This window comes from Sphingobium sp. FW305-3-2-15-F-TSA7 (genome assembly GCF_058787155.1).
On record NZ_JBYSZM010000004.1, the window covers coordinates 193,505 to 217,310 of the forward strand.

General features: G+C 65.0%; 16 protein-coding genes. 6 read left to right on the forward strand and 10 right to left on the reverse strand.

The genetic code is table 11. The features are described 5' to 3' along the window. Positions 1-30: 30 nt before the first annotated feature. From AC3WN8_RS04465 to AC3WN8_RS04475, 3 genes are all read right to left on the reverse strand, one after another. On the reverse strand, positions 31-861 hold the full coding sequence (locus tag AC3WN8_RS04465; RefSeq protein ID WP_492668184.1) for a hypothetical protein: 831 nt from the start codon (positions 859-861) through the stop codon (positions 31-33). Between the two features lie 99 nt (positions 862-960). Beyond that, positions 961-2,256: an MFS family transporter gene (locus tag AC3WN8_RS04470; protein WP_492668185.1), complete on the reverse strand. Its 1,296-nt coding sequence runs from the start codon at positions 2,254-2,256 to the stop codon at positions 961-963. Next, a complete protein-coding gene (locus AC3WN8_RS04475; RefSeq protein WP_492668186.1) occupies positions 2,253-3,482 on the reverse strand; it encodes a CaiB/BaiF CoA transferase family protein in 1,230 nt (409 codons plus the stop codon). Before AC3WN8_RS04475 ends, AC3WN8_RS04470 begins: the two co-directional genes overlap by 4 nt. Before the next feature lie 207 nt (positions 3,483-3,689). Between AC3WN8_RS04475 and AC3WN8_RS04480 the strand changes: the two genes are divergently transcribed. From AC3WN8_RS04480 to AC3WN8_RS04500, 5 genes are all read left to right on the forward strand, one after another. Beyond that, positions 3,690-4,601: a LysR family transcriptional regulator gene (locus tag AC3WN8_RS04480; protein ID WP_492668187.1), complete on the forward strand. Its 912-nt coding sequence runs from the start codon at positions 3,690-3,692 to the stop codon at positions 4,599-4,601. A 262-nt stretch (positions 4,602-4,863) separates the two neighbouring features. Next, complete coding sequence (locus AC3WN8_RS04485) at positions 4,864-7,806, forward strand: TonB-dependent receptor plug domain-containing protein (protein ID WP_492668188.1); 2,943 nt, start codon at positions 4,864-4,866, stop codon at positions 7,804-7,806. Between the two features lie 95 nt (positions 7,807-7,901). Next, a complete protein-coding gene (locus tag AC3WN8_RS04490; protein WP_492668189.1) occupies positions 7,902-10,343 on the forward strand; it encodes a penicillin acylase family protein in 2,442 nt (813 codons plus the stop codon). A 126-nt stretch (positions 10,344-10,469) separates the two neighbouring features. After that, positions 10,470-13,691 (forward strand): amidohydrolase family protein, encoded by a 3,222-nt coding sequence (locus AC3WN8_RS04495; protein ID WP_492668190.1) that lies wholly within the window; start codon positions 10,470-10,472, stop codon positions 13,689-13,691. A 183-nt stretch (positions 13,692-13,874) separates the two neighbouring features. Further along, positions 13,875-14,141, forward strand: a complete 267-nt coding sequence (locus AC3WN8_RS04500; protein ID WP_492668191.1) for a hypothetical protein — start codon at positions 13,875-13,877, stop codon at positions 14,139-14,141. Positions 14,142-14,200: 59 nt separating this feature from the next. Here AC3WN8_RS04500 and AC3WN8_RS04505 read toward each other — a convergent pair whose 3' ends face one another. The 7 genes from AC3WN8_RS04505 to AC3WN8_RS04535 form a co-directional block, all read right to left on the reverse strand. Continuing rightward, a complete protein-coding gene (locus tag AC3WN8_RS04505) occupies positions 14,201-16,966 on the reverse strand; it encodes a LuxR C-terminal-related transcriptional regulator (RefSeq protein ID WP_492668192.1) in 2,766 nt (921 codons plus the stop codon). A gap of 16 nt (positions 16,967-16,982) precedes the next feature. Then, positions 16,983-17,843: an SRPBCC family protein gene (locus AC3WN8_RS04510; protein ID WP_492668193.1), complete on the reverse strand. Its 861-nt coding sequence runs from the start codon at positions 17,841-17,843 to the stop codon at positions 16,983-16,985. A 162-nt stretch (positions 17,844-18,005) separates the two neighbouring features. Then, the gene (locus AC3WN8_RS04515; RefSeq protein ID WP_492668194.1) at positions 18,006-20,180 is read right to left on the reverse strand and encodes a TonB-dependent receptor; all 2,175 of its coding nucleotides are present in this window, start codon (positions 20,178-20,180) and stop codon (positions 18,006-18,008) included. A 278-nt stretch (positions 20,181-20,458) separates the two neighbouring features. Further along, positions 20,459-20,800, reverse strand: coding sequence for a PilZ domain-containing protein (locus tag AC3WN8_RS04520; protein ID WP_492668195.1), 342 nt, complete (start codon positions 20,798-20,800; stop codon positions 20,459-20,461). 102 nt (positions 20,801-20,902) lie between these two features. Beyond that, positions 20,903-21,649, reverse strand: coding sequence for a metallophosphoesterase (locus AC3WN8_RS04525; protein ID WP_492668196.1), 747 nt, complete (start codon positions 21,647-21,649; stop codon positions 20,903-20,905). Between the two features lie 101 nt (positions 21,650-21,750). Continuing rightward, positions 21,751-22,155, reverse strand: coding sequence for a PaaI family thioesterase (locus AC3WN8_RS04530; protein WP_492668197.1), 405 nt, complete (start codon positions 22,153-22,155; stop codon positions 21,751-21,753). A 223-nt stretch (positions 22,156-22,378) separates the two neighbouring features. Then, positions 22,379-23,047, reverse strand: a complete 669-nt coding sequence (locus AC3WN8_RS04535) for a hypothetical protein (protein WP_492668198.1) — start codon at positions 23,045-23,047, stop codon at positions 22,379-22,381. A 145-nt stretch (positions 23,048-23,192) separates the two neighbouring features. On the opposite strand from AC3WN8_RS04535, the gene AC3WN8_RS04540 reads away from it, so the two are divergent. Next, complete coding sequence (locus AC3WN8_RS04540; RefSeq protein WP_492668199.1) at positions 23,193-23,624, forward strand: hypothetical protein; 432 nt, start codon at positions 23,193-23,195, stop codon at positions 23,622-23,624. The last annotated feature ends 182 nt before the right edge of the window (positions 23,625-23,806 follow it).

Here is a 23,806-nt window from a genome sequence, read left to right on the forward strand (position 1 = left end):
AGCAACCTAATTGTCAACGCGAGCGCGGCGTCACTTGGCGGGGCGGCAATCCCTGAGCCACAGCACATGGCGGGCTTCGCTGAAATTGTCATAGACGCCGCTGAGCTTGATGCTTTTTCCCGGCTTGAGCTGGAGCGTGTACGCCGCCTGCCCCTTGGCCATCATGCACATGATGTCGGTCTTGAACGGCGCGGTGTTGGGCAGACGCAGCACTTCCTCATAAGGATGCGGGATCTTGTAGCCGACCCGATAGGCGTCGCCGTCCTTGGTGACGAAATCGACAAGGCCGTCGACGATGAAGGTCTTGCCCTTGTAGCGCAGCGGCACGGCCGCGGCATTGCGTTCGGTATCCTTGGAAATCTGGTGCGACAGAGCGAGCGCGCCGATCGCCAGCGGCGCGGAGGTGCCGACCGCCTTCATGCCGCTCGACGCGGCGGCAGCACCCGCCTTTCCGCCCTTGAGCTGGTTGAGCATGGCGCACATCTCGGTCTTCGCGCCATCGGATCCGGCCATCATGCCGGCGCGCAGTTTCGCTTCCATCAGCACGGTGCCGACGCCGGCGCTGGAGGTCGCGGTGATCGTGATTGGAAAGGCGCGCGCCTTGCCGGTCTGCGGCTGCTCGATCAGCATGCTGCCGTCCTCGGCCTCTGCCGCGAGCACGTCATAACCCTTGCTGACCGCGATCCCGCGCATCTGGCCGATCGCGCTGGCCGGCGCCAGATTGGGAACCGTGGTCGACGCGGAAAAGCGCAAGCCACCGATCGGCGATCCGGTCTTGGCGAAACTCTCTTCGCAGGTCGTCGCCTGCGCAACGGCCGGAACGCAAAAACCGGCAAAAACAATGACGGAACGAAAACGCATACGCTAACCCCTGCTACAGATCTCTGCCCAAGACCCGGCAGAATCAGGGGTGTCTTAGCAAGGTCTCCAATCCTGTAGAACCGGGTTGTTCGGGACGTCCTAAAGCTTCCCGGTCTTGCTCGGCTCGGGCATGAGCAAAGCCGTCAGGAACGCGGTGCCCGCGGCGAAGGCGACATACCAGTAGAAGACGCTTTCATGCCCCATCTGCTTACACAGCAGCGCGACATATTCCGCAGTGCCCCCGAAGATCGCGGCGGCGACGCTGTGCGCGAAGCCGACGCCGAGCGCGCGGACATGCGCCGGGAACAGCTCGGCTTTGAACAACCCGCTGACCGATGTGTAGAAACTCAGGATCACCAGCGCCGCGACGACCAAGGCAAATGCGCCCAGCGGCGTGTTCGCCCCCGACAGCGCGGTAAGCAAAGGCACCGCGCCGAAGGTCATCAGCCCCGAAAAGATCAGCAGGCAGGTGCGCCGGCCGATCGTGTCCGAAAGCCGCCCGATCGCGGGCTGCAGCAGCATGAAGACGACCACCGCGCCGGTCATCACGCCGCTGGCCGACTGGGTCGACATGCCGGCGGTGTTGACCAGGAATTTCTGCATATAGGTGGTGAAAGTGTAGAGGCAGATCGCACCGCTGGCACTGAGCGACACCACGAACAGCACCGCTTTCGGATGGGCGGCAAGCCCACGGAAAGTGCCCGCATCCGGGGTGGACTGCCCGGCTTCGCCGGTTTCGTGCATATGGCGGCTGAAGAGCAATACGGTGAGTGCAAGCACCGCCCCGATCGCGAAGGGAATGCGCCACGCCCAGGCGCGGATGACTTCGTCGCCCAAGGTCTGCTGGAGCAGGACGAGGACGAGCAGCGCGCAGAGCTGTCCGCCGATCAATGTCACGAACTGGAAGGACGCGATGAAGCCGCGACGTCCCTTCACCGAAATCTCGCTGAGATAGGATGCCGCCGCACCATATTGGCCGCCGGTCGAGAAGCCCTGGCACAGCCGCGCGACCAGCAGCAATGCGGGCGCGAGCGCGCCGACCTGCGCATAGGTGGGCAGCGCGGCGATCATCAGCGAGCCGACGCCCATCATCAGCACCGACACGACCATGCCGGCGCGGCGACCACGGCGATCGGAGAAGCGGCCGAAGAACCAGCCGCCGAGCGGCCGGATCAGGAAACCGGCCGCATAGATGCCGGCGACGTTGAGCAATTGCGCGGTGCGGTCCCCGGCGGGGAAGAAGGACGACGCGAAATAGATCGCGGTGAAGGCATAGACGTAGAAATCATACCATTCGATCAGATTGCCCGCCGATCCCGCCATCACGGCGGCAATGCGCTGGCGCGGGCTGAGCTGCTCGACCGACGATCCCTGCTGGGCGGCCATCGCGGTCATCCGCCTGCTCCGGCCGCGCGTGCAGCAGCGGCTGGCGGCGCCACGCGGACGACCCCCGCCCCGACCAGCGCATCGATCTCGGCATCATCATGACCGCATTCGCGCAGGATCGCACGGCTGTCCGCTCCGACCGCCCCGGGTGGCGTGTCGCGAACGGGCGCGATCCCGCCAAATTCCACGGGCTGGGGCAGCGAACGCCGGATCTCGGGCGGAAATCCCGCATCGACGTCGAAAAATCCGACATCGGCGAGGTGGGGATCGTCGATCAGGTCCTCGAGCATGTTGACCTCCGAACAGGGTATGTCGCGTGCCGACAGCGCCGCAATCCACGCGCCGGTCGAGCGCCGCGGCAGTGTTTCCGCCAATATCGCGTAGAGATCGTCGATCCGGGCCTGGCGAATGCGGGGGTCGGCGAACCAGGGCTGTTCGGAAACGTCGTTGCGTCCGACTTCGTCGAGGAAGCGGCGCCATTGATCGCCGGTATAGGGCAGCACCGCGATCCAGCCATCGGCGGTGCGATAGGGGCGCCGATCTGCGGCGAGCACGCGCGGATAGCCGAGCGCGCCGTCATCGGCAAAGGTGGCGCCGGCCAGATGTTCGTTGAGCGTAAACGATGCCATCGCCTCGAACATCGGCACTTCGACGCGGATCGCACCCTCGCGGCCATGGGCGCGGGCGACGAGTGCGGCGAGGATGCCATAAACGACATGGAGTGCGGCGACCTTGTCGGCCAGGATCGTCGGGATGAATTGCGGCTCTCCGCCGCGCTGTGCCGCCAGCCCGGCTAGGCCGCTGGCCGCCTGGATGATGTCGTCGAACGCGGGCCGGTCGCGATAGCGCCCGCGCTGGCCGAAACCGATCGCCGCGCAATGGATGATGCGCGGATTGATCGCGGCGACATCCTCGAACCCGAGCCCCAGACGCTCCGCCGCATCGGCGCGCATATTGTGCAGCAGCACGTCGGCATTCGCCATCATCCGCGCGAAGCTCGCCCGCCCGTCGGGGTGTTTGAGGTCGAGCGCGATCATGCGTTTGTTGCGGTTGTTGTTGACGAACAGCGCACCGTCGCCGGCGCCCTGCGGGTGCGAGTCACGCGCGACGTCGCCGCCCAGCGGCTCGACCTTGATCACCTCGGCGCCGAGATCGGCGAGGATCTGGCCGGCGAGCGGGCCAAGCACGACCGCGCCCACCTCCAATATCCGAATATCTTGCAGAAGCGGAATCATGCCGACGTCCAACTCGAACGGCCAGTCGCGAACGTCATTCCCACTCCCCCATCATCGCCGGCCCTGACGGCCGGTGCGTGTGCACGGATGGTAGAGGATCGACGATCATGCTCAATGTCGGCGATGGTATCATTCGATGCGATGCGCCGTTCGGGCCACGATCGGCATTGACGCTGTTCGGGGTGGCGATAGTCTCACGCGGCAATCATGCATGTCCGCCTCACCTTTCCGCAGCTCGATGCCTTTTTGAAGCTCGAAGCGCTTGCCAGCTTCCGCGACGCCGCGCTGGAACTGGGCGTGTCGCAACCGGCGCTCAGCCGGACGATCCAGCAGATCGAGGCGCGGGTCGGCGTGCGCCTGTTCGATCGCGATACGCGTCACGTCCGCCTGACCGCCGCCGGCGAACGCCTCCGCCCGATCGCGCTGCAGCTCATCAAGGATTATGAGGAATCGTTCCGCGATTTCGAAGCCTATGTCGACGGTCGCGCCGGCCGGGTGCGGATCGCCACCACGCCCTCGGTTGCGGCAACCCTGCTGCCGGCCGCGATCCACCGCTTCGCCCTGAGCCACCCCGGCGTCACGGTGGAGATCTGGGAAGATGTCGGTGCGCCCATCCATCGCGTGATCGAGGAGGGCGAAGCCGATATCGGCATCGCGCCACCCCCGGCGGAAACGCGAAACCTGAATTTCAAGCCGATCTTCCAGGACAAGCTGATCCTCGCCTGCCGCGCCGACGATGTCCTGGCACGACAGGAACGTCACGACTGGACGGTCTTTCGCGAGCGGCCGTTCATCGCGATGTCGACCGATACCGGCCTGCGCGCGCTGATCGATCGAGCATTCGCCGCCGCCGATGTCGTCGTCGACCCGCTGTTCAACTGCAAACACCCGACCACCGCCGCCGCACTCGTCGTCGCGTCGCTCGGCATCAGCGTGCTGACGCGGCTCGCGATGGAACAGATCCGTTCCCCCGAACTGACATGGCGCGCGCTCGATGCGCCCGAGGCGTCACGGCCGATCGGACTGGTCACCAGCCCGGTGCGCTCGATGCTGAGTCCGGCCCGTGCATTCATGCACGAGGTGGAAGTGGAAGCCCGCGCACGAACATCGAGCGTTTGAAGCCCTGACCGCCCGAGGCGGCTGACTTTCAAATAATATTATTTATTTTCAATTTATTAAATTGCAAACCTGAAGCCATGCGCGAGGCTTTCGGCATTTCAGCTTCGGATCGCCATTCCATTCGGGGTTATGAACTTATCCCCTAATTGTCATTGCTGGCCGCAGCACCCTCCCCCCATCTTCACCCTGCTCAGCCGGTCATATCGGCGGGGGAACCAGCGCCGAGAAAACAGATATCGGCGCGGCAAAAACTGGGGGGATCATGAGCAACAGGCATCAATCGCGCTGTCATTCTCGAATTCTGGCTTCTGCCAGTCCGATCGGCCTGGCGATCATCGCGGCATCGCTGTCGCAGCCGGCCCTTGCGCAGTCCGCACCATCGCCCAGGGAAACGCCGCCCGCCGCATTGCCAAGCCAGACGCCCGATCCGCAGAGCGAAGGCCCCGATATCACGGTGACCGCGACACGCGTCCTGCGCGATGGTTATTCCGCGCCGACGCCGCTTACCGTCTTCGGTGAAGAAGACATCGCGAAGGCAGGCGAAATCAATGTCTTCTCGGCCGCAGTTCAATTGCCGTCGCTGGCCGGCAGCAATTCGACATCGACCTTCGGCACCACCCAGAGCACCGCGACCGGCGGCCTCAGCACGCTCAACCTGCGCGGGCTCGGCACCAACCGGACGCTGACCTTGCTCGACAATCAGCGCGTCGTCGGTGCGCTCAATATCGGCGTCACCGATGCCAGCGCTTTCCCGCAGGCATTGGTCAAGCGCGTCGAGATCGTGACCGGCGGCGCGTCGGCATCCTGGGGATCGGACGCGGTCGCCGGCGTCGTCAACTATGTGCTCGATCACGATTTCACCGGGGTCAAGGGCATGATCAGCGGCGGCATCACCACCTATGGCGACGACGAGCAGGGCTCGATCTCGCTCACCTACGGCACCAAATTCGCCAATGACCGGGCGCATTTCATCATCAGCGGCGAGATCCAGGCCAATGCCGGCATTCCGCGCGGCATCGGCAGCCGCAAATGGTATGACGGCACGCGCATCCTGCAACGCACGATCGCCGGGACGCCGGCCGGACAGCCGCAATATATCGTCGCACCCAATGTGGTCGACATGCGGCTCGCCCCCGGCGGCCTGATCACCGCGGGCCCCTTGATGGGCATCGCGTTCGGCCCTGGCGGCACGCCCTATAATTTCCAGTACGGATCGCTGATCGCCAGCCCCAATATGTCGGGCGGCGACCAGACCGGCGATGTCGGCAACAATTCCAACCTGGATTCGACGCTCGACCGCGAAAGCCTCTATGTCCGCCTCGCTTATGATCTGAGCCCGGTCACCAACATCTATGCGACGTACAATCACGGCAATGTGCGCACGACCGCCCATTCCTATCCGGGCCAGTATCGCACCGGCAACCTGACCATCCAGTGCGACAACGCCTTTCTGCCGGCGACGATCGCCGCTGCCTGCGCGACCAACAAGATCACCAGCTTCCAGTTCGGCAGCTATATTGCCGACCTGCCCGACAGCGTCGCCGTCAACCGCCGCACGATGGACCGCTTCACCGCCGGGCTCGACAGCAAGTTCAAGCTGTTCGACCGCGACTGGACGCTCAACGCCTATTATTCGCACGGCCAGACCTATACGCACAGTTCGATCAAGAATGGCGGGCTCAACAACCTGCTGTTCGCCGCGATCGACGCGGTGCGCGGCCCCAATGGTACGATCGTGTGCCGGTCCGCCGTCGCACAGGCCAATGGCTGCGTGCCGTTCAACATCATCGGCACCGGCGTCGCATCGCAATCGGCGATCAACTATGTGCTCGGCACCCCCTATCTCATCACCCGGCTCAAGCAGGATGTCGCCGCGGTCAGCGTGTCGAGCGAGCCGTTCGACAATTGGGCCGGCCCCGTCTCGATCGCGTTCGGCGGCGAATATCGCCGCGAAGCCTTCAGCCAGGAGGCGGACGCGGAATCGAACGGCAACGCCGGCAATCCTTTGCTCTCCGCCGCTGGCAACAACTGGTTCACCGGGAATTTCCGCCCCGCCGCGGGCAGCTTCCATGTCTGGGAAGCCTTTGGCGAAACCGTCATTCCGCTCGTCGACAATGATGCGCTGGGCAAGGCGGAGCTCAACCTCGCCGCGCGCGCGACCCAGTACAGCACGGCCGGTTATGTGACGACGTGGAAAGTCGGCGCGACATGGGAAACGCCGCTCGACGGATTGCGGCTGCGCGCCCTGCAATCGCGCGACATCCGTGCGCCCAATCTCAGCGAACTCTTCCGTGCGCCGCAGAATTTCACCGGCACCGTGATCGACCGCATCGGCCCGTTCGCCGGCCAGGCGTTCACGATCAACCAGGCCACGCTCGCCAATACCGAACTCGATCCCGAGAAATCGAGCACCAAGCAGGTCGGCGCCGTCTATCAGCCGACCTGGTTCAGGGGGTTCAGCGCCTCGGTCGACTATTATCATATCAGCGTGAAGGGCGCGATCGGCACGATCACCGCGCAGCAGGAAATGGACCTCTGTTTCCAGGGCAACCAGACGCTGTGCGACTTCATCAGCCGCAACGCCGCGGGCATGGTCACCGAGGTTCGGCTGAAGCCGGTCAACCTGGCGTCGACCGTCACCCACGGCATGGACATCGAAGCATCGTACCGCACCGACCTGTCGGATATCTTCCCGGGCGCCGACGGCAACATCACGATCCGCGCGCTCGCGACGCGTGTGTTCAGCTACAAGACCAATTCGGGCATTCCCAACGCGGTGATCACCGAAGCGGCGGGCCAGAACAGCGGCAATATCGCGAAATGGCGCATCTACGGCACACAGAGCTACAGCAACGACCGTATCCGGCTGACGCTGACCGAACGCTATATCAGCCCCGGCGTGATCGCCAACAACTGGATCGAATGCACATCGAACTGCCCGATCCCGACGATCAACAATCCGACGGTCAACGACAATCACATCAAGGGCGCACTCTATTGGGATCTCGGCGGCAGCTACACCATCAGCCGCAAGGATGACGGGTTCGGCAGCGAGATCTTCTTCAAGGTCGACAATCTGTTCAACCTCGATCCGCCAAGGGCCGCGACCGCAGGCGCCAATCCATATCTGGTGCGCGCCACCAACGCTGCCCTGTACGACCTGCTCGGCCGTTTCTACCGGGTCGGCGTCCGCTTCTCCTTCTGATGAGGCGACTGATCCCCCCTCCTTGTCATTCCCGCGAACGCGGGAATGACAAGTTGGAAGCCAAGTAAAATGAGAATGATCCGGGAGAGAATGGAATGACGTCGCGCAGGAACAGGATCATCATCGCCGCCGGGTTGATCGCCACCGCCTCCGCATTGCCGGTCCATGCCGCACCCAGCGGCTCCGCCGTCATCAAGCGCGACAGCTACGGTATTCCGAGCATCTTCGCCGACGACACCTATAGCCTGTTCTACGGCTATGGTTATGCACTCGCCGAGGACCGGCTGTTCCAGATCGAATCCACCCGCAGATCCTCTCAGGGCCGCGCCGCCGAAGTGTTCGGCCCCGCCTATCTGGAAAAGGACCGCGATGTCCTGACCAATTACGATCCCGACGCGCTGCGTCCCCAACTCGCCGCATTGAAGGGCGAGCACCGCCTGGCGGTCGACGGCATGGTCGCCGGCATCAACGCCCGTATCCGCGAGGTGCTGGCCGATCCCGACCGCCTGCTTCCCAAGCAATTCAGCGATTTCGGATTTCGCCCGCAACCCTGGACCGACCTCGACATCGCCATGTCCTGGGTCGGGCAACTCCTGTTCCGCTTCTCCGACTATACGTCGCAAATCTCCAACGTCGCTCTGCTCGAGGAACTGAAAGCGGCGCATGGCGACGCCACCGCCACGAAGATCTTCTCGACATTGCGCTGGCGCGACGATCCGTCGTCACCGCTGACCGTTCAGATCGAGGATCAGGACTCGGGCCGCGCGGGCAAGCCCGGACGCGTCTTCAAGCCGGTCGAGCTCTCGACACTCAGGCCGCTGTCGCCCGAAACCGGGGATGCCGAAGCACGCCAGTCGATCGCTTTGTGGGGTGGCACCGGGCCCGACAAGACACCGCATTCGAGCAACACCTGGCTCGCCAACCGCACCAAGCTGGTCGATGCCGATGCCGTGCTGGTGAGCGGGCCGCAGGTCGGCGATCAGGTGCCCAGCATGATCTGGGGGGCGTCGCTCCACGGTGCCGGGCTCGACGTGACCGGCCTCACCTATCCCGGCCTGCCCTATTTCCATTTCGGCACCAACGGCACCATCGCCTGGGGCCGCACCGCGCTCGCCGGCAGCATCATCGACACTTATCAGGAGCAGTTGAACCCCGCCAATCCGCGCGAATATCGCTTCAAGGGCAAATGGGTGGCGATGACGAAGCGCAGCGTCACCATCAAGGTGCGCGACGGCCAGCCGGTGACGCTCGATCTCTATGCGACCGTCCACGGCCCCGTCATCGCCTTCGACGAGAAGAACCGCACCGCCTATACCAAGCGGCGCGCCTGGGCCGGCCGCGAGATGGAATCGATGTTCGCCTATTATGACGAGATGAAGGCCAAGTCCTTCAGCGAATGGTCGGCAGCGATCGCACGCAAGTCCAACAATCAGAACCAATATTATGCCGATCGCGACGGCAATATCGCCTATATCCAGGCGGGCCGTTATCCCGTGCGCCCCAAGGATTTCGAGATCCAGCTGCCGACACCGGGCACCGGCGAGCGCGAATGGCTGGGCTTTCAGCCCACCACGGACAATGCGCGGGTGATGAACCCCAAGCGCGGCTATATCGCCAATTGGAACAATCGCCCGTCGATCGATGTGCTCAATACCGACACTTTGCTCTGGTCGCGGCTCAACCATGTCGACGCGATCACCGACCAGTTCGACGCCAAGCCGAAAATGACCGTCGCCGAAGTGTGGGACGTCAACCGCAAGGCATCCTATGCCAGCGAGCAGCATCCCTATTTCGTGCCGCTGATCAAGGCCGCGGTCGCGGGCGAACCGGCGGACAGCCGGATACGCGCGATCGCCGATGCGATCACGGGCTGGGACGGGCAGGAAGACGATGCCGGCCGCTCCGGGCGCTATACCTCCCCCGGCGTCGCCGCTTATTATCAATGGATGGAAACCGCGCTCACCCGCTTCTACGCGCGCGACATCCCCAAACACTATCTCGGTGGCTGCGGCTCGCGCGGGTCGGCGCTCAACTGCCCCTGGGGCCAGCCGCTCGGCGCGCAGGTGCTCTACGCCGCGCTGAACGGCGGCAATGGCGAACCGGCCCAGCCTTTCGACTTCCTGCACGGCACCCCGCCCGCCGAATTCGTCCGCGCGACGCTGGCCGATGCGGAGAAGGAATTGGGCAAGCGCTACGGCGCGGAGCCATCGCGCTGGCTGATGGAGACACGCCCCAAGACCTGGAGCAACCTCAGCCCGATGGATGTGCCGTGGAGCGGCCCCGACGAAAAATACGTCGCCAAGCCCAATCAGAAACGCGGTACAATGAACGCGATGTACGTGTTCAAGAACGGCAAGGTCTCGATGTGCGACGCGGTGCCGCCGGGCCAGAGCGGCTTCATCGCGCCCGACGGCAAGCCCGATGCGCATTATCGCGACCAGCAGCAGCTCTATTCGAGCTTCGACTGCAAGGCCCGCCCGGTCACGCCGGCGGAGGTGGATGCGGATACGGTCTCGGAGAAGCGGCTGAGCTTCTGAGGCGCCGCCACGGCCTTCCCCATCGATCCAAAGAAATCCGGGCCGATTATGTCGGTTTTGTGAAACGCATTCGTCTTCCCAGAAAGTCGGAAACGGTGTCCATGTGATTTGCCGAGGGGGAAGACGATGGTGAGGTCGCACGCACGCCTGATGGGATTGATGCTCGCAGGCTGCGCGCTGCTGGCCGGCCCCGCTGCAGCCGCCGAAACCGATACGGCCCTGACGCTCGCGCCCGATCGTCGGCTCGATTTCCAGGTCGGCGAAGCCACCTGGATGGCACCCGATCTCTCGCCCGACGGGCGGACCATTTTGATCGACATCTTAGGCGATATCTATGCGATCGATGCCGAGGGCGGCACGGCACGGCCGCTGCTGCGCGGGCTGGCCTATGAAACCCAGCCGGTCTTTTCGCCCGATGGCCGCCAGTTCGCCTTTGTCAGCGATCGTTCGGGGGCGGCGAACCTGTGGATCGCGAACAGCGACGGTACCGGCCTGAAACAGCTTTCGCGCGACGAGAGCGCGGCGATCTATTCGTCGCCCGCCTGGTCGCCCGATGGCCGTTTCGTCTATGTCTCACGCTCGATCCATGCCGATCTGGCGTTCGAGATCTTCATGTACGATCGCGACGGCGGTGCGGGCGTCCAGATCACCAAGGCGAAGCCCAGCGGCACCGAGGGGTTCGACAAGCGTATCAACGCGCTGGGTGCCGCGCCGTCGCCGGACGGGCGCTATCTCTATTATGCGCAGAAGACTGGCACGCTCTGGTACGATCGCTATCTGCCGCATTGGTCGATCGTCCGGCGCGACCTGCGGAGCGGTGCGGAAGCGACGATTCTCGCTTCGCCCGGCGGCGCGATGCGGCCGATGCTGTCGCGCGACGGCCGCCGGCTCGCTTATGCCAGCCGCACCGGCACGCGCACCGGCCTGCGCCTGCGCGACCTCGATACCGGCGACGATCGCTGGATCGCGGCGATCGACCATGACAGCCGCGAGGGCGGCTATTATGTCGACCTGGTTCCGCGCTTCAGCTTCAACGCGGACGGCCGATCGATCCTGACGAGCGTCAATGGCGGGCTATCGCGCATCGATCTCGCCAGCGGCAAGGCCGCGCCGATCCCGTTCAGCGCATCGGTCGCGCTCGATGTCGGCCGATCGACGCGCGTCGCGCAGACACTCGACGACGGCCCGGTGACAGTGCGCGTGCTCCAGGGACCCGCCCCGTCCCCCGATGGCCGCAGCGTCGCCTTCACCGCATTGGGACGGCTCTATACGCGCGCGCTGACACAAGGCGCCGCCGCGCGGCCGGTGTCGGGCGTCGAGGGCATGGCCTTCCAGCCGAGCTGGTCGCCCGATGGGCGCTCGATCGTCTATGTCACCTGGACCGCAAGCGAGGGCGGACAGGTGTGGACGGTTCCCGCCGCCGGCGGGCGCCCGCGCCGGCTGACCCAGGCGTCCGCCATGTACAGCGAACCACAATTCGCGCCCGACGGACGAAGCATCGCGGTGCTGCGCGCCAATCATCACGACCGGCTCGAGACCAATGACGAGCTTTCGCAGAACCGGCAGACCGATATCGTGCTGCTCCCGGCCGGCGGCGGCGGACCGGTCAGGCTGGTAACGAGCGGCCTCGGCATTCGTGCGCTGCAATTCGGCAATGCCGGCCGGCTGCGCTTCACAGCCCCCGAAGGAACGAGCTCGATCCGGCTCGACGGCGAGGATCTGCGCCGCGACATCGCCTTCAAGGCGCGTAACGGCAATCAATATTACGCCGGGATGCCGGTGCCGCCCGAGGATGTCCGCATCAGCCCGGCGGGTGATCGCGCGCTCGTCAAGGCGGCGTCGCAGCTCTATCTGGTCGATCTGCCCCCGGCCAATGCGCCCGGCGGCGCGACCATCCAGCTTTCCGCGCCATCGATCGCGCTCACGCGGCTGACGCGGATCGGCGCCGATCATCTGGCCTGGAGCCGGGACGGCACCTCGATCCTGTGGTCGGTGGGATCGACGATCCGCACCGTCGCGCTCACCGGTATCGCGGGTACGCCGCCCGGCACCGCCGAAAGCCGCGCAGAAAGCTTCCCCACCCCCATCTCGCTGCCGCGCGACATGCCAAGCGGCAGCGTCGTGCTGCGCGGCGCCACCGTGGTGACGATGCGGGGGGACGAAGTCGTCACGGGCGCCGATGTCGTGGTCACCGGCAACCGCATCGCCGCCATCGGCCGGACCGGCGAAGTCGCGGTACCCGCGGGCGCCGCGATCCGCGACGTCGCCGGCAAGTTCATCCTGCCCGGCCTGGTCGACACCCATGCCCATTGGTTCGAGATCCGCCGCGGGTTGCTCGATCGCGGCCATTGGGATTTCCTCGCCAATCTCGCCTATGGCGTCACCTCCGGCCTGGAGGTCCAGCCCTTCACCGTCGACATGTTCGGATATCAGGACATGATCGATGCCGGCATGATGCCTGGCCCCCGCGCCTTCACCACCGGCCCCGGCATCTTCGTCAATGCGGAGGTCAATTCGAAGGCCGATGCGATCGACGTGCTGACCCGCTATCGCGACCATTATCGCACGCGCAACATCAAATCCTACATGATCGGCAACCGCCGCCAGCGCCAGTTCATGACCGAGGCGGCGGCCGAGCTCGGCATGATGCCGACCACCGAAGGCGCGAGCGACCTGACGCTCAACCTGACCCATGCGATCGACGGTTTCGCCGGCAACGAGCACAGCCTGCCCGTCACGCCGCTGCGCGACGATGTCGTCCAGCTCTATGCGCGCACCCGGATCGGCTATTCGCCGACCTTCAACGTCATGTATGGCGGCATGCCGTCGCTCGACGACATGATCATCCGCGACGATCCCAGCCGCGACGCCAAGCTGCGCCGCTTCATGCCGGGGAGTGTGGTCGACGCCAAGATGCGCGGCCGCGAATGGTCGTCACCCGACGACAGCCTCTACCCCGCCTTTGCCGCCGACGCCTTGCGCATCCAGCGCGCCGGTGGACTGATCGGCATCGGCAGCCATGGCGAACTTCAGGGCCTGGGCTATCATTACGAGATGGAGGCCTATGCCGCGGGCGGCGCCACCCCGCTCGAAGTGCTCCGCGCCGCCACGATCGGATCGGCGGAGGTCATCGGCCATGCCACCGACATCGGCAGCATCGAACCCGGCAAGCTCGCCGACCTGCTGATACTCGATGCCGACCCTCTGACCGACATCCGCAATGCCCGCGCGATCAGCCTGGTGATGAAGAACGGCCGGATTTACGACGCCGAAACGCTGGATGAAGTCTGGCCGCGCGCGCAGGCCTTGCCGGAGCAATGGTTCCAGTCGGCCAACTTCGATCACTGATCGGTCCGGATTCGGCGATCATCGGGCGGATACCGTCAAGTCAGGGCATAGTTGAGCGACGGCCGCCCTTGCACGGTTCATCTCAATTTCCGAGCCGCCTTAACTAATGATATATTGAACCCGATCTAAACAATCTGCGCATTGGCGGCTCTCGGGCTGAACGAAAAAATGGGCGCAAATGATATGTCGGGATTGGCCATCTTCGCTATCGTGATCGTGATCGGCTTTGTCGCCGCGGCGGCATGGCTCACCGGCCTTTTCCTTCGTGCGCCGCGCGGTTTCCAGAACAGCGGCGGCTTCGGCATCGACAGGCGAAAATGGATGGATCCCGACGGCAGCGCCGCCGATCGGCGCGTCTCCGCCGATGCGAACGCAGCGGATGAGAATCGGGCTCCGGGCGACGCGACGCCGACTCAGGGCCGGCGCGGAACGCGGAAATATGATCGGTGAGTCGCCCGCACATGCCGTGATCGCACATCATCACGGCATGCCTGTCCTATGATGTTGCTTTAGCCGAACGAAACCCCGTCGCGCGACAATGTCCGATACCGCGCCAGTGCCTGGGTCCGGTTCTGTGCCCTGAGCTTGCGATAGATATTGCGCAGGTGGAATTTCACCGTCGCTTCGCTCAGGCCCAGCCGGTGCGCGGCCACCTTGTTCGGGTGCCCTTCCCCCATGAACAGCAGGATCTGGCGTTCGCGTGCCGTCAGTGGATCGCGGGCGCCGACCCGGGCCGCAGGCTCGTCGGCCAGTCGGCCGGCGCGCGCGATGCTCGGGATCGCCCATGATGCGAGATCGGGCATATAGGCGCGCAGGCACTCGCCCCCATCGAGGAAAAGCTGCACCGGCACCGACTCGGGACAAAATTGCCGCGCGGCATCCAGCGCCGCCTGGGTCGCATCGGCATCGCCGCGCGCATGCGCGAGCCGGGCACGCGCAATGCCGAGTGCGACCGCGTGGCGCGTCGATCCAGTCGCCGCCGCCAGACTGTCCGCGCGTTCGATCAGCCTTTCGGCATCATCCAGGGCGCCTTGCGCATCGGCCAGGCGGACCGCGGCGAGCAGGCCGCCGATGCGTTCCTGCCAGGTCAGTTTGCCGGCTTCCGCACCGGCGAAATCGTCATCGGCCAGTCCCATGGCCGCGGCCTCGTGCGCGGCGCGATCGAGATCGCCGACGCGGACCGCGACATCGATCCCGCTGACGCGCATCGCCCAGCCGAGCCGCGGTGAATCGAGCCGCCGCGCAACCTCCAGACCATAGCCGATAATGCCGCGCGCCTCGCTTGGCCGTCCCTGCGCCATCGCCGCGCGCGCGCCCTGGACGTGGCTCCAGATCTGGATCTCGCTCCAGCTCTCGACCGCGCCGACCGCGCCGACGAGCGCGGTGAGATCGATCAGCGGATCGGGCCGCCCCAGTTCGAACAGCAATCCGGCGCGCAGCATCCCCGTCATCGCGCGCAGCCGCTGATCCTCCGGAAAGAAGATCCGCGTCATCTGTTCGGCCAGCGTCATATCCTCCAGCGCACGATCGAGATCGTTGCGCCAGAAACGCGCCAGGGTGCGGTGGACATGCATGAACAGGCAGCCATAGACCGCCTCGGTCTCCGCATAATCGTCGGCGGCGGCCTCGATCAATTGCGCGCTGCCGGGCAGGTCGCCGCGGCAGAAAAGATCCCAGGACAGCAGGATGCGGGCCTGGGCACGGCCGTCATGCTCGCTCTCCGCCATGCTTTCCAGATAGCGTTGCAGCGCGGGCGCGGTCTCCGCGCCGACGGTCTCATCGCGGAAACCGGCGACAAAGGCTTCGGCGCGGATCAACTGCCCCTGCACCGCCGCATCGGCATCGCCATCGCGTGCGATACGCGCCTTGGCTTCCTCCAGCCGCGCCGCGGCCGCCTCGACATCGCCCTCATGCGCATGGATCAGCGCCATCGACAGCAATGTTCCCGTCGTCGCTTCCTCGACCAGGCCGATCGCTTCGAGCAACTGGTGCGTCGCCGGCACGCCCTGTTGCGGCAACAGATTGGCATGGCCGATGCGATCGAGCAGCCGGATCGCCTCATCACGATTGCCGGCGGCGACGGCATGGCGCAACGCCTCGACATTGCGGCCACGCTCGGCAAACCAGGTCGCGGCGCGGCCGTGGAGTGCGGCATGCTCGTCATCCTCGAGCCAGGCCAGGCGCTGTTCGAGGAAACGGCGCAGCATTTCGGAGAAATAGAATTCCTGCGTGCCGCGATGGCGCAGCAACAGCCCGTCGATATGGTGCAGCCGCTCGATCATCTCGGTGGCGTTGCGGCCGAGCAGCGCGTTGGCCAGCGACAGATCGAACCGCTCGACCACGACCAACCGGCTCATCGCGGCGCGCAGTTCGGCGGGCAACGCGTCGAGCACTTCGGCGCGGTAATATTCGTGGAGTTGATCCTGCCAATTCTCGGTGCCGACCATGTCGCGCGGCAATTCGTCCATCACGCGCCGGGCAAAACCGATCGCCACCGCCTCACCGCTGGTCTCGAAATGCAGGCGACGCGTGTAGAGTTCGGGCACGTCGGCGTCGAACACCGCCCGCGTCTCCAGCGGGGTCAGGTTCAGGTCGGACGGGCCGATCTCGAACAATTGATCGCGTGCGCGCAAGCTGCCGAGAGGAATGGCGGGGCGGACACGGCTGGCGATCACCAGCCGCGCGCTGGTCGCATGCTGCAGGAAGCCGCGGATGATCTCGCCCGCCCGCGCACCGTCCATATCCTCATATTGATCGAGCACAATGACGGGGCGCTCACCGGCGCGATTGCAGACCGATGCCAGCATTTGCGCGACCTGCACCGTCGATCGGCCCGCAATCCCGTCGCACACCGCACGGAAGCCCTGAGCGGTGGCGGTACAGCCCGCGCCGTCGAGCGCATCGGCCAGCCCCGCGACGAAATGGCCGGGCTCGCGATCGGCGCCGTCGATGGTCAGCCAGGCGATCGCGCGATCCATCTCGCGGCCGACGTCGCGCCATTGCGAGAGCAAGGTCGTCTTGCCCGAGCCTGCTGGGCCGCGAACGATCGAAAGCTGCTTGAGCAGGCTGGCTTCGGTCAGATGGCGCAGCAGATCCTTGCGCACGACGGTGAAGCCGCTGGGTGGACGCGGCGCATAGCGATAAGGCAGTTCGGCCGCGAAACCGGGATCGGCCGCGCGCATATCGTCCCAGGTTTCGCCGAAGTCCTCACCGGGCGATCGATCGGGTCCATGATCGGGCAGTGCGACCTCCTTATCCCCTTTCCGTCCGTTCAAGTCCGGCATCATGTCATCAAGCCGGTGGTGAATCGAGTCCCAGATCACCCCAGGCGAAGAAGTCCACGGCCACACGCCAGCCCTCGCCGGTCAGTGCCCAGGCGATGATGTAACGCACTGCCAGCGGCGGGGCGGCCGCGTCGCGCGGCGTGACCGTCGCCTCGCTCAATTCCCAGGCCATGTCGCCCGATCGGCGCACTTCGACCTGGCGCAATTCGCACGCCGAGAAATCGCGGATCATGCCCGTGAACATCGCCGCGATCGCATCCCGGCCGACAAGCATCGGCGCATCGGGCATCACCACGCGGGGGCCGCCGCCATGCGTGTCGGGCACATAATAGTTGGCGACCAGCCGCGCCGCGTCGCCGGTCGCGAAATCGGCCTGGAACACGTCGCTGCGCGCACGCACGATCGCTGCGATGTCCTCCTCGGCCCGCGCCGTCGGCGCATCGCCGAAACGCGCGGCGACCGTATCGAGAAGGCCGCCCTCCATCGCCTCCCATGTCGCCTGCCATTCGGCATCGGTCACATCGACGCCGACATAGTCGCACCGGATCGTGACGGAGCAGGCGTCAGGCCCATTGGGCACGACACGTACCGTGCCGACATAATCGGTCACCGGCAGCGGACCATTGTCGACCACGCGATACCCATAGCTGGTCCGTGCCTCGTCGATCCATTCCAGCTGCTCGCGGATCGGCAGCGGCCATGGCCCGCGCACCCATTTGGTCGCCCCAGGCGCGACACTGTCGTCGTCGAACACGACTCCCTCGAACAGCCCGTCGCCGACGAGCTGCGCCATGCCGCGCCAGGATATCAGGTCCCAGACCGCCGCTGCCGGGGCCGAGATCCGCCGCACCACCTGTGCCTGTCCCATTGTCGTTCCTTATTGTTGTCGACTCCCTTTTGTCATCCTCGCGAACGCGGGGATCCAGCTTTTCCGTGAAGCATCAAAAAGAAGAAGAAGCTGGATTGACCTACGGTCGACTACGTCTCCCGCATTCGCGGGAATGACAAGATGAGAGCGGGCGAAGTAGCATCAGAAATCCAGCCGGGCACGCACGCCGATGCGTCGCCCCGGTGCGGCGGCCGAGAAATCACCCGCCGCACCGCTCCATTGCGCCGGGACATATTCGAGGACGTAGCGTTCCTTCAGCAGATTCTCGGCAAAAGCGGTGACCGAGACTTTGCCCGCCTCCACCGTCAGCCGTGCATTGATCAGATTGGTGCTGCCGCGCTTGGCGAGATTGTCGATCTCCCAATAATAGGCGCCACCCGATCCGTTGAGCTCGAGCCGGGGGATCAGCGCGACATCGCCAGCCATCTCGAAGCGATATTGCGCGGAAAGCGCATAGGAGATTCCGGCCACCTGGGGCAGCTTGTTGCCCTTGAAATCGCCCGCCGAAGGCAGGCCGGCAAAGACGGTCGTGTCATAGGTCAGGATCTTCGATCCGGTGACCCCGACCGATGCGGCCAGATCGAGCCCGGCCACCGGACGGGCGCTCAGCTCCAGTTCCGCACCATAGACTTCCGCCTTGGGGATCGGATTGACCAGAGTCTGCGCGGAATTGATCAGGTCGAGCACATAGACCTGACGATCCTTGATCCGCGTATAGAATATCGCGCCGTTCAACGTGACCTTGCGGTCGGCCAGGCTGGTCTTGAAACCGGCCTCGTAATTCCAGTTCTCTTCCTTCTTGTAACGGCGGGTCAGGCGCGCCTGCGGATTGAAACCGCCGCTGCGGAAGCCCTTGGCGACGGTCGCATAGATCATCGCGTCGGGATTGAAGAAATAGGCCGCCGATGCCTTGGGCTGGAGCGACTTGAAGCTTGTGTCATATTCGGGATTGCCGACCGCGATCAGATCGGTCTGATGCCGGTCGTCGACATCGTAACGCACCGCGCCGGTCAGCTCGAGGCCGTTGTCGAACCGGTGGGAAAGCTGGCCGAATGCGGCATAGGCCTTGTTGCGGTCGCGTGCGCCGCTGGTCGAGAACAGCAGCGGGGCGAGCGATGCCGGCAGGCCGAACAGCGGCAGCAAGTCCGCACCGACGAAGATCTTGGTGTCCAACGTCTGGCGGGTGCGCAGGAAATAGACACCGCCCAGCCATTTGGTCGGCCCCGACCCGTCGGATGCGATGCGCAGTTCCTGGCTGAAATTCTTCGCCTTCAACCGCTGCTGCGCCGCAGTGGCGTCGGCGGGGGTATAGTCCAGATCCTCGTCGATGAACGATCCGACCTTCGACAAGGCGGTGACCGATGTCAGCGTGGCGGCACCCAGATCGACATCCACCTTGGCCGACCAGTCGTTGAGCACGCGGCTGGCGCGGCCGGGCACGTTGCCGATATAGGGCAGCGGCGCATCGATCGAGACGCCCGCCGGGATCGGCACATAATAGGCGGCACCCGCACGGGTCTGCAGCCGGGCATAGCGCAGATCGATCGTCACCGCCTCACTGGGCTTGGCGAGCAGGCTCGCGCGGACATTGCGGTCCTTCTGCCAATTGGCCTTGTCGCGGCCCGGCGTGTTCAGGCTGTCGATATCGCCGTCGAAATCGCGCAAGGATCCGGCGATGCGGAACAGCAATTTGTCGGCGATGATCGGGCCGCTGACGCTCGCGCTGGCGCGGATATCGTTGCCGGTGCCATAGCCGCCCTGGACGAACCCCTCGAGATCGTTGGTCGGCTGGCGCGTGACGATGTTGATCGCCCCGCCGATCGCATTGCGGCCATAGACCGCGCCTTGCGGCCCCTTCAGCACTTCGATCCGCTCGATATCGAACAGGTCCTGCGTGATCTGGCTGGCATTGCTGAGCTGGACGCCGTCGACCACGACGGCGACCGGGGATTCGCCGTTACGCGCCTGGCCGACGCCGCGAATGTTGATCAGCGCGACACCGGGCTGCTGCGCCTCCACGATCGAGACATTGGGCACGCGGACCGCGACGTCCTTCACATTCTGGATGTTCGCGCTGGCGATCGCCTCCGCACCGAACGCCGCGATCGAATCGGGAATATCCTGCAGCCGCTCCATCCGCTTGCGCGCGGTGACATAGATGACGTCGTCGCCCTCGGCGGCTTCGGGTTGCGACTGGGCCTGCGGATCGGTCGCCTGCGCCCGGGCGGTCGCGGGCAAGCCGGCAGCCAGCATGGCGGCCAGCGCGAGCGGCGTGGCGCATGCAATGCGCCTCGAACGTACGAATATGACGGTCATCAATTCCCCCCTTCTTTTCATGGTCGAACGGCTCCTGCTGTCCGGCGGGGTCTGTTCCAGCCTCCGCATCGTTCCGGGCGGACCGGTACGATTGACGAATGGGAGTAAAGGCGAAGCCGCGATAGACTTCACGCTATCTTTGGACGGAGCGGCCTATCTGCCCGCCCATCCGAACGGCTAGGTCGGGGTGAGTGTTCGATTGGGGCTCGCGCCCTCTCCGCCCGTTCCAAGGGCGTGACGCGAACGGCTATGCCCGATCGGACGCGGAATCGCTCCGATCAGCGCGCCGGCGCGTCGTTGCGCGATTGCAGCGGACTCGGCGACTGGGTGGCCATCACCGCCTCGACCTCCGCATCGTTCAATGGTCGGTCGAACGCGACACCGAAGCGGCTGCCACCGACCCAGCGCACGGTCGCCGGGCGCGCGATCCCGGCGCAGTCGAGCGTCACCCGGCTGCCAAGCTCGGGCGGGGTCGCGGCATGCACCAGCGCGCCGCCCACCGATATGTCGAGCAGATGGACGCGGACCGACCGGTCGCCGAGCATCATCTGTGCCGGCTGGAAAATCTTGAGCCTCGGCGTCGCCCGTCGCGACGGGAGTCCGTTCCTACCGCCCTGCACCTCAATTCCCCCTTTCCGGCAAAGCCGGTCACGTCATGTGCCGCCACATCACGCTTTGCCGCCGGGACGGGCGGATCGCAAGCGGCGTGCACACCGGAATGATCAACCGGCGGTCTGGATCAACCGCGTTTCCCCATCCGAGACGACCAGACAGGTCAACCGACCGCTATGATAGGCGCCGGTATCGATACCGATGCGATTGGCACGGAACACGGGCGCATCGACGATGACATGCCCATGGACGACACGCAGGCCCCAGTCGCGATCCGAACTCAGGAACGGTTCGCGGATCCACATCAGATCGCGCGGATCCTGCGCGTTCATCGGCCGCGCGGGATCGAGCCCGGCATGGACGAACAGATATCCGCGCCAGGCAAAGGCCAGCCGCAATCCGCGCAGGAAATCGAGATGTGCGGGCGGCAATGCGGCGGCGAGTGCGTCGCGCAGCCGCGGCCAGTCGGCAGCCAGCGGCAGCGACGGAACCGTCAGCCCATAGCTCTCCAGCGCTTCGCGGCCGCCATATTGCAACCAGGCCGGCCCGTCGGCCGCGGGCGCCGTGAGGAAACCGAGCATCCGGTCTTCATGATTGCCCATCAGGAAGACACGCGTCACGCCGTCGTCAAATGGCGTGGCGAGCCGGTCGATCACCTGCGCGGAGGCCGGACCACGATCGATATAGTCGCCGAGATAGCAGATCACCGGCCGCGCCGGCCGCGTGGCGGCGATGTCTGCGGCGATCGCCGCCTCGATCTCCTCGAGCAGGTCGAGCCGGCCGTGCACGTCGCCCACCGCGTAGACCGCGGTCGCATCGGCAGCTTCGGGGCTGGGATAGGTGCTGACGTCGATCATCATGACTCCCGCGTCGCCGCGATACCCGCGCGTCGCGAAGATGGGATCACGACCGGACGACGACAATGGGGGCGAAGGTCGGAAAACGCGCCCCTGGCCGTTCACGGCAAGGCATAGCCCACCGTCGCCTGCGCCACCGGCTGTGCCTCCGACGCCTGCCAGATCCGCACATCGACCACGGCGAGCCGTCGCCCGAGCCTGAGCAGTCGCGCGTCGGCCATCACCGGATCGACCCGGCATGCGCGCAGGAAATTGACGTTGAGGCTATTGGTCACCGCCATTGCGACCGGCCCGATATGCGCGAGGATGACGGCATAGGCGGCCACATCGGCCAACCCCATCAATGTCGGCCCGGAGACGATCCCGCCGGGCCGGACCATGTCCGCGCCGGGATCGAGCCGCATGCGGACATGATCGGGCCGGATGTCGACGATCCGGCCAAAAGCGGGGCGCGCCGCAACCGGAAAGGCGCCGTCGAGGAAATCGGACAGTTCGGCGACCGTCATGCAAGGCACCCGGTCGATTGGGCTTTCCGGTGACGTCGTCCTGTCGATCATGACCTGCTTTAGAGCGATTTGTAGTTCGATGGAATCATCGAACGACTCGAAAATCGCGGTTAAACAAACATCTGGAGTAGGCGATCCGCTTCCGTCGGATCACAGCCTGCTCTAGAATCTCTCCCGAAGATCCGCCATGCCGATCAGGCCCGGACGATTTTCGAACGCCTCGTCACTCGACATCGCTGGCGATCGTGCGCAGCCCGCTTTCATAGCGTCGCTGCAGCGTCCTGACCGACAATCCCTGCGTCTCGGGCAGCGCCCTGCGCACACGGTCCCAGTTGATGTTGCGGCTCACGTCACCGCGTTTCGTGCCGGCGGCGGTCGAAAGCAGCTTGGCATGGTTGCGCTCGAGCAATGTCAGCCATTCGAGCGGGCGTTCATAAGCATCGATCTCGCGCGGCGAGGGGCGCGGCGGGCGCGGTGCCGGTTCATCCCATGTCCCGCCATTGGCGACGGCGTTGGCAAAGCGGTCGGCAGGATCCTGGATATAGGCGACACCGCATCGCCGGCTGTAAAAGGGATCGCCGCCGGGCAGGCGCGCCAGCGTCCACACCGCCTCGACGATGCGCCGCTCCACCACCCGCATCAACCGCTCGACATCGGCGCGGTCGCCGACCTCGATCGGTTTCTCCGCCGCGGCCTCGATCCGGCCGAAGATGCGGTTGACCTCGATCGCGGTCGCCGCCTCCAGCCGGACACGCTCGGCGCGATCCGCCGCCACTTCGCGTCCGCGCTCCATCGTGACGATGGTCAATCGCCGTCGACGCGTTGTGCGCGGCGGCGCACCCGTTACGGATGGCATGGCTTTGCCGGCCGCTTCATTGACTCGATCGTCCATTGCCCAACCTCCAATTCCTTGCGCGGCATCGGCTTCGCGACCCGCCGTCCAATATGATTGATATATGCGATTATCGTATATTTTGTCAAGATATCATACGAAATTTGATATCGACCTGCCGATCGTCATGCGCCAAAAGACACCGATGAAGGATGCAGCCACAATATTGGACGCGCTGGTCGAGCGCGGCGTCACCCAAAAGCAGATCGCCGAGGCGATCGGCATCACCCAGCCCAATGCCAACAAGCTGTATCGGCCCGACCGCAACGGCAGATTGCGGACTTTGTCATATGATGAGGGGCGCACGCTGATCGAGCGTTTCGGCCTGGCCGAGATGGCCGGGAATGCGGACTTCACCGCATTCAATGCAGAGACCCTTGCGCCATTGCTCGACGCGTTGCTGCCGCTCGTTCCATCGACGGGCCGGTCGGAGCGATCCGTTCAAGTCTTGGCGCAAGCTCTTGCATATGGCCTTGCGCTTCTCGGTAAGCCGACAGCCACGCATCCCAGCCCCGATGCGCTCGGGGTGGCCGCGCGCGGAGCAGTCGCTCGATTTCGCGAGATCGGTCGAGCATGACCATGCGCGTCATCGCGCAATCGAGAAAACATGGCGCGCAACCGCCGGCACATTCGGGATCGGCCAGTTCGACACGTCGCACGATCAGTTTCTCCCCGAATCGATGTTCCCATTTCGTTCCATATGATTGGCGCGAATTTCCCTACATGTGAATAGGAAATTTCCTATTTCGTTCTCCATGG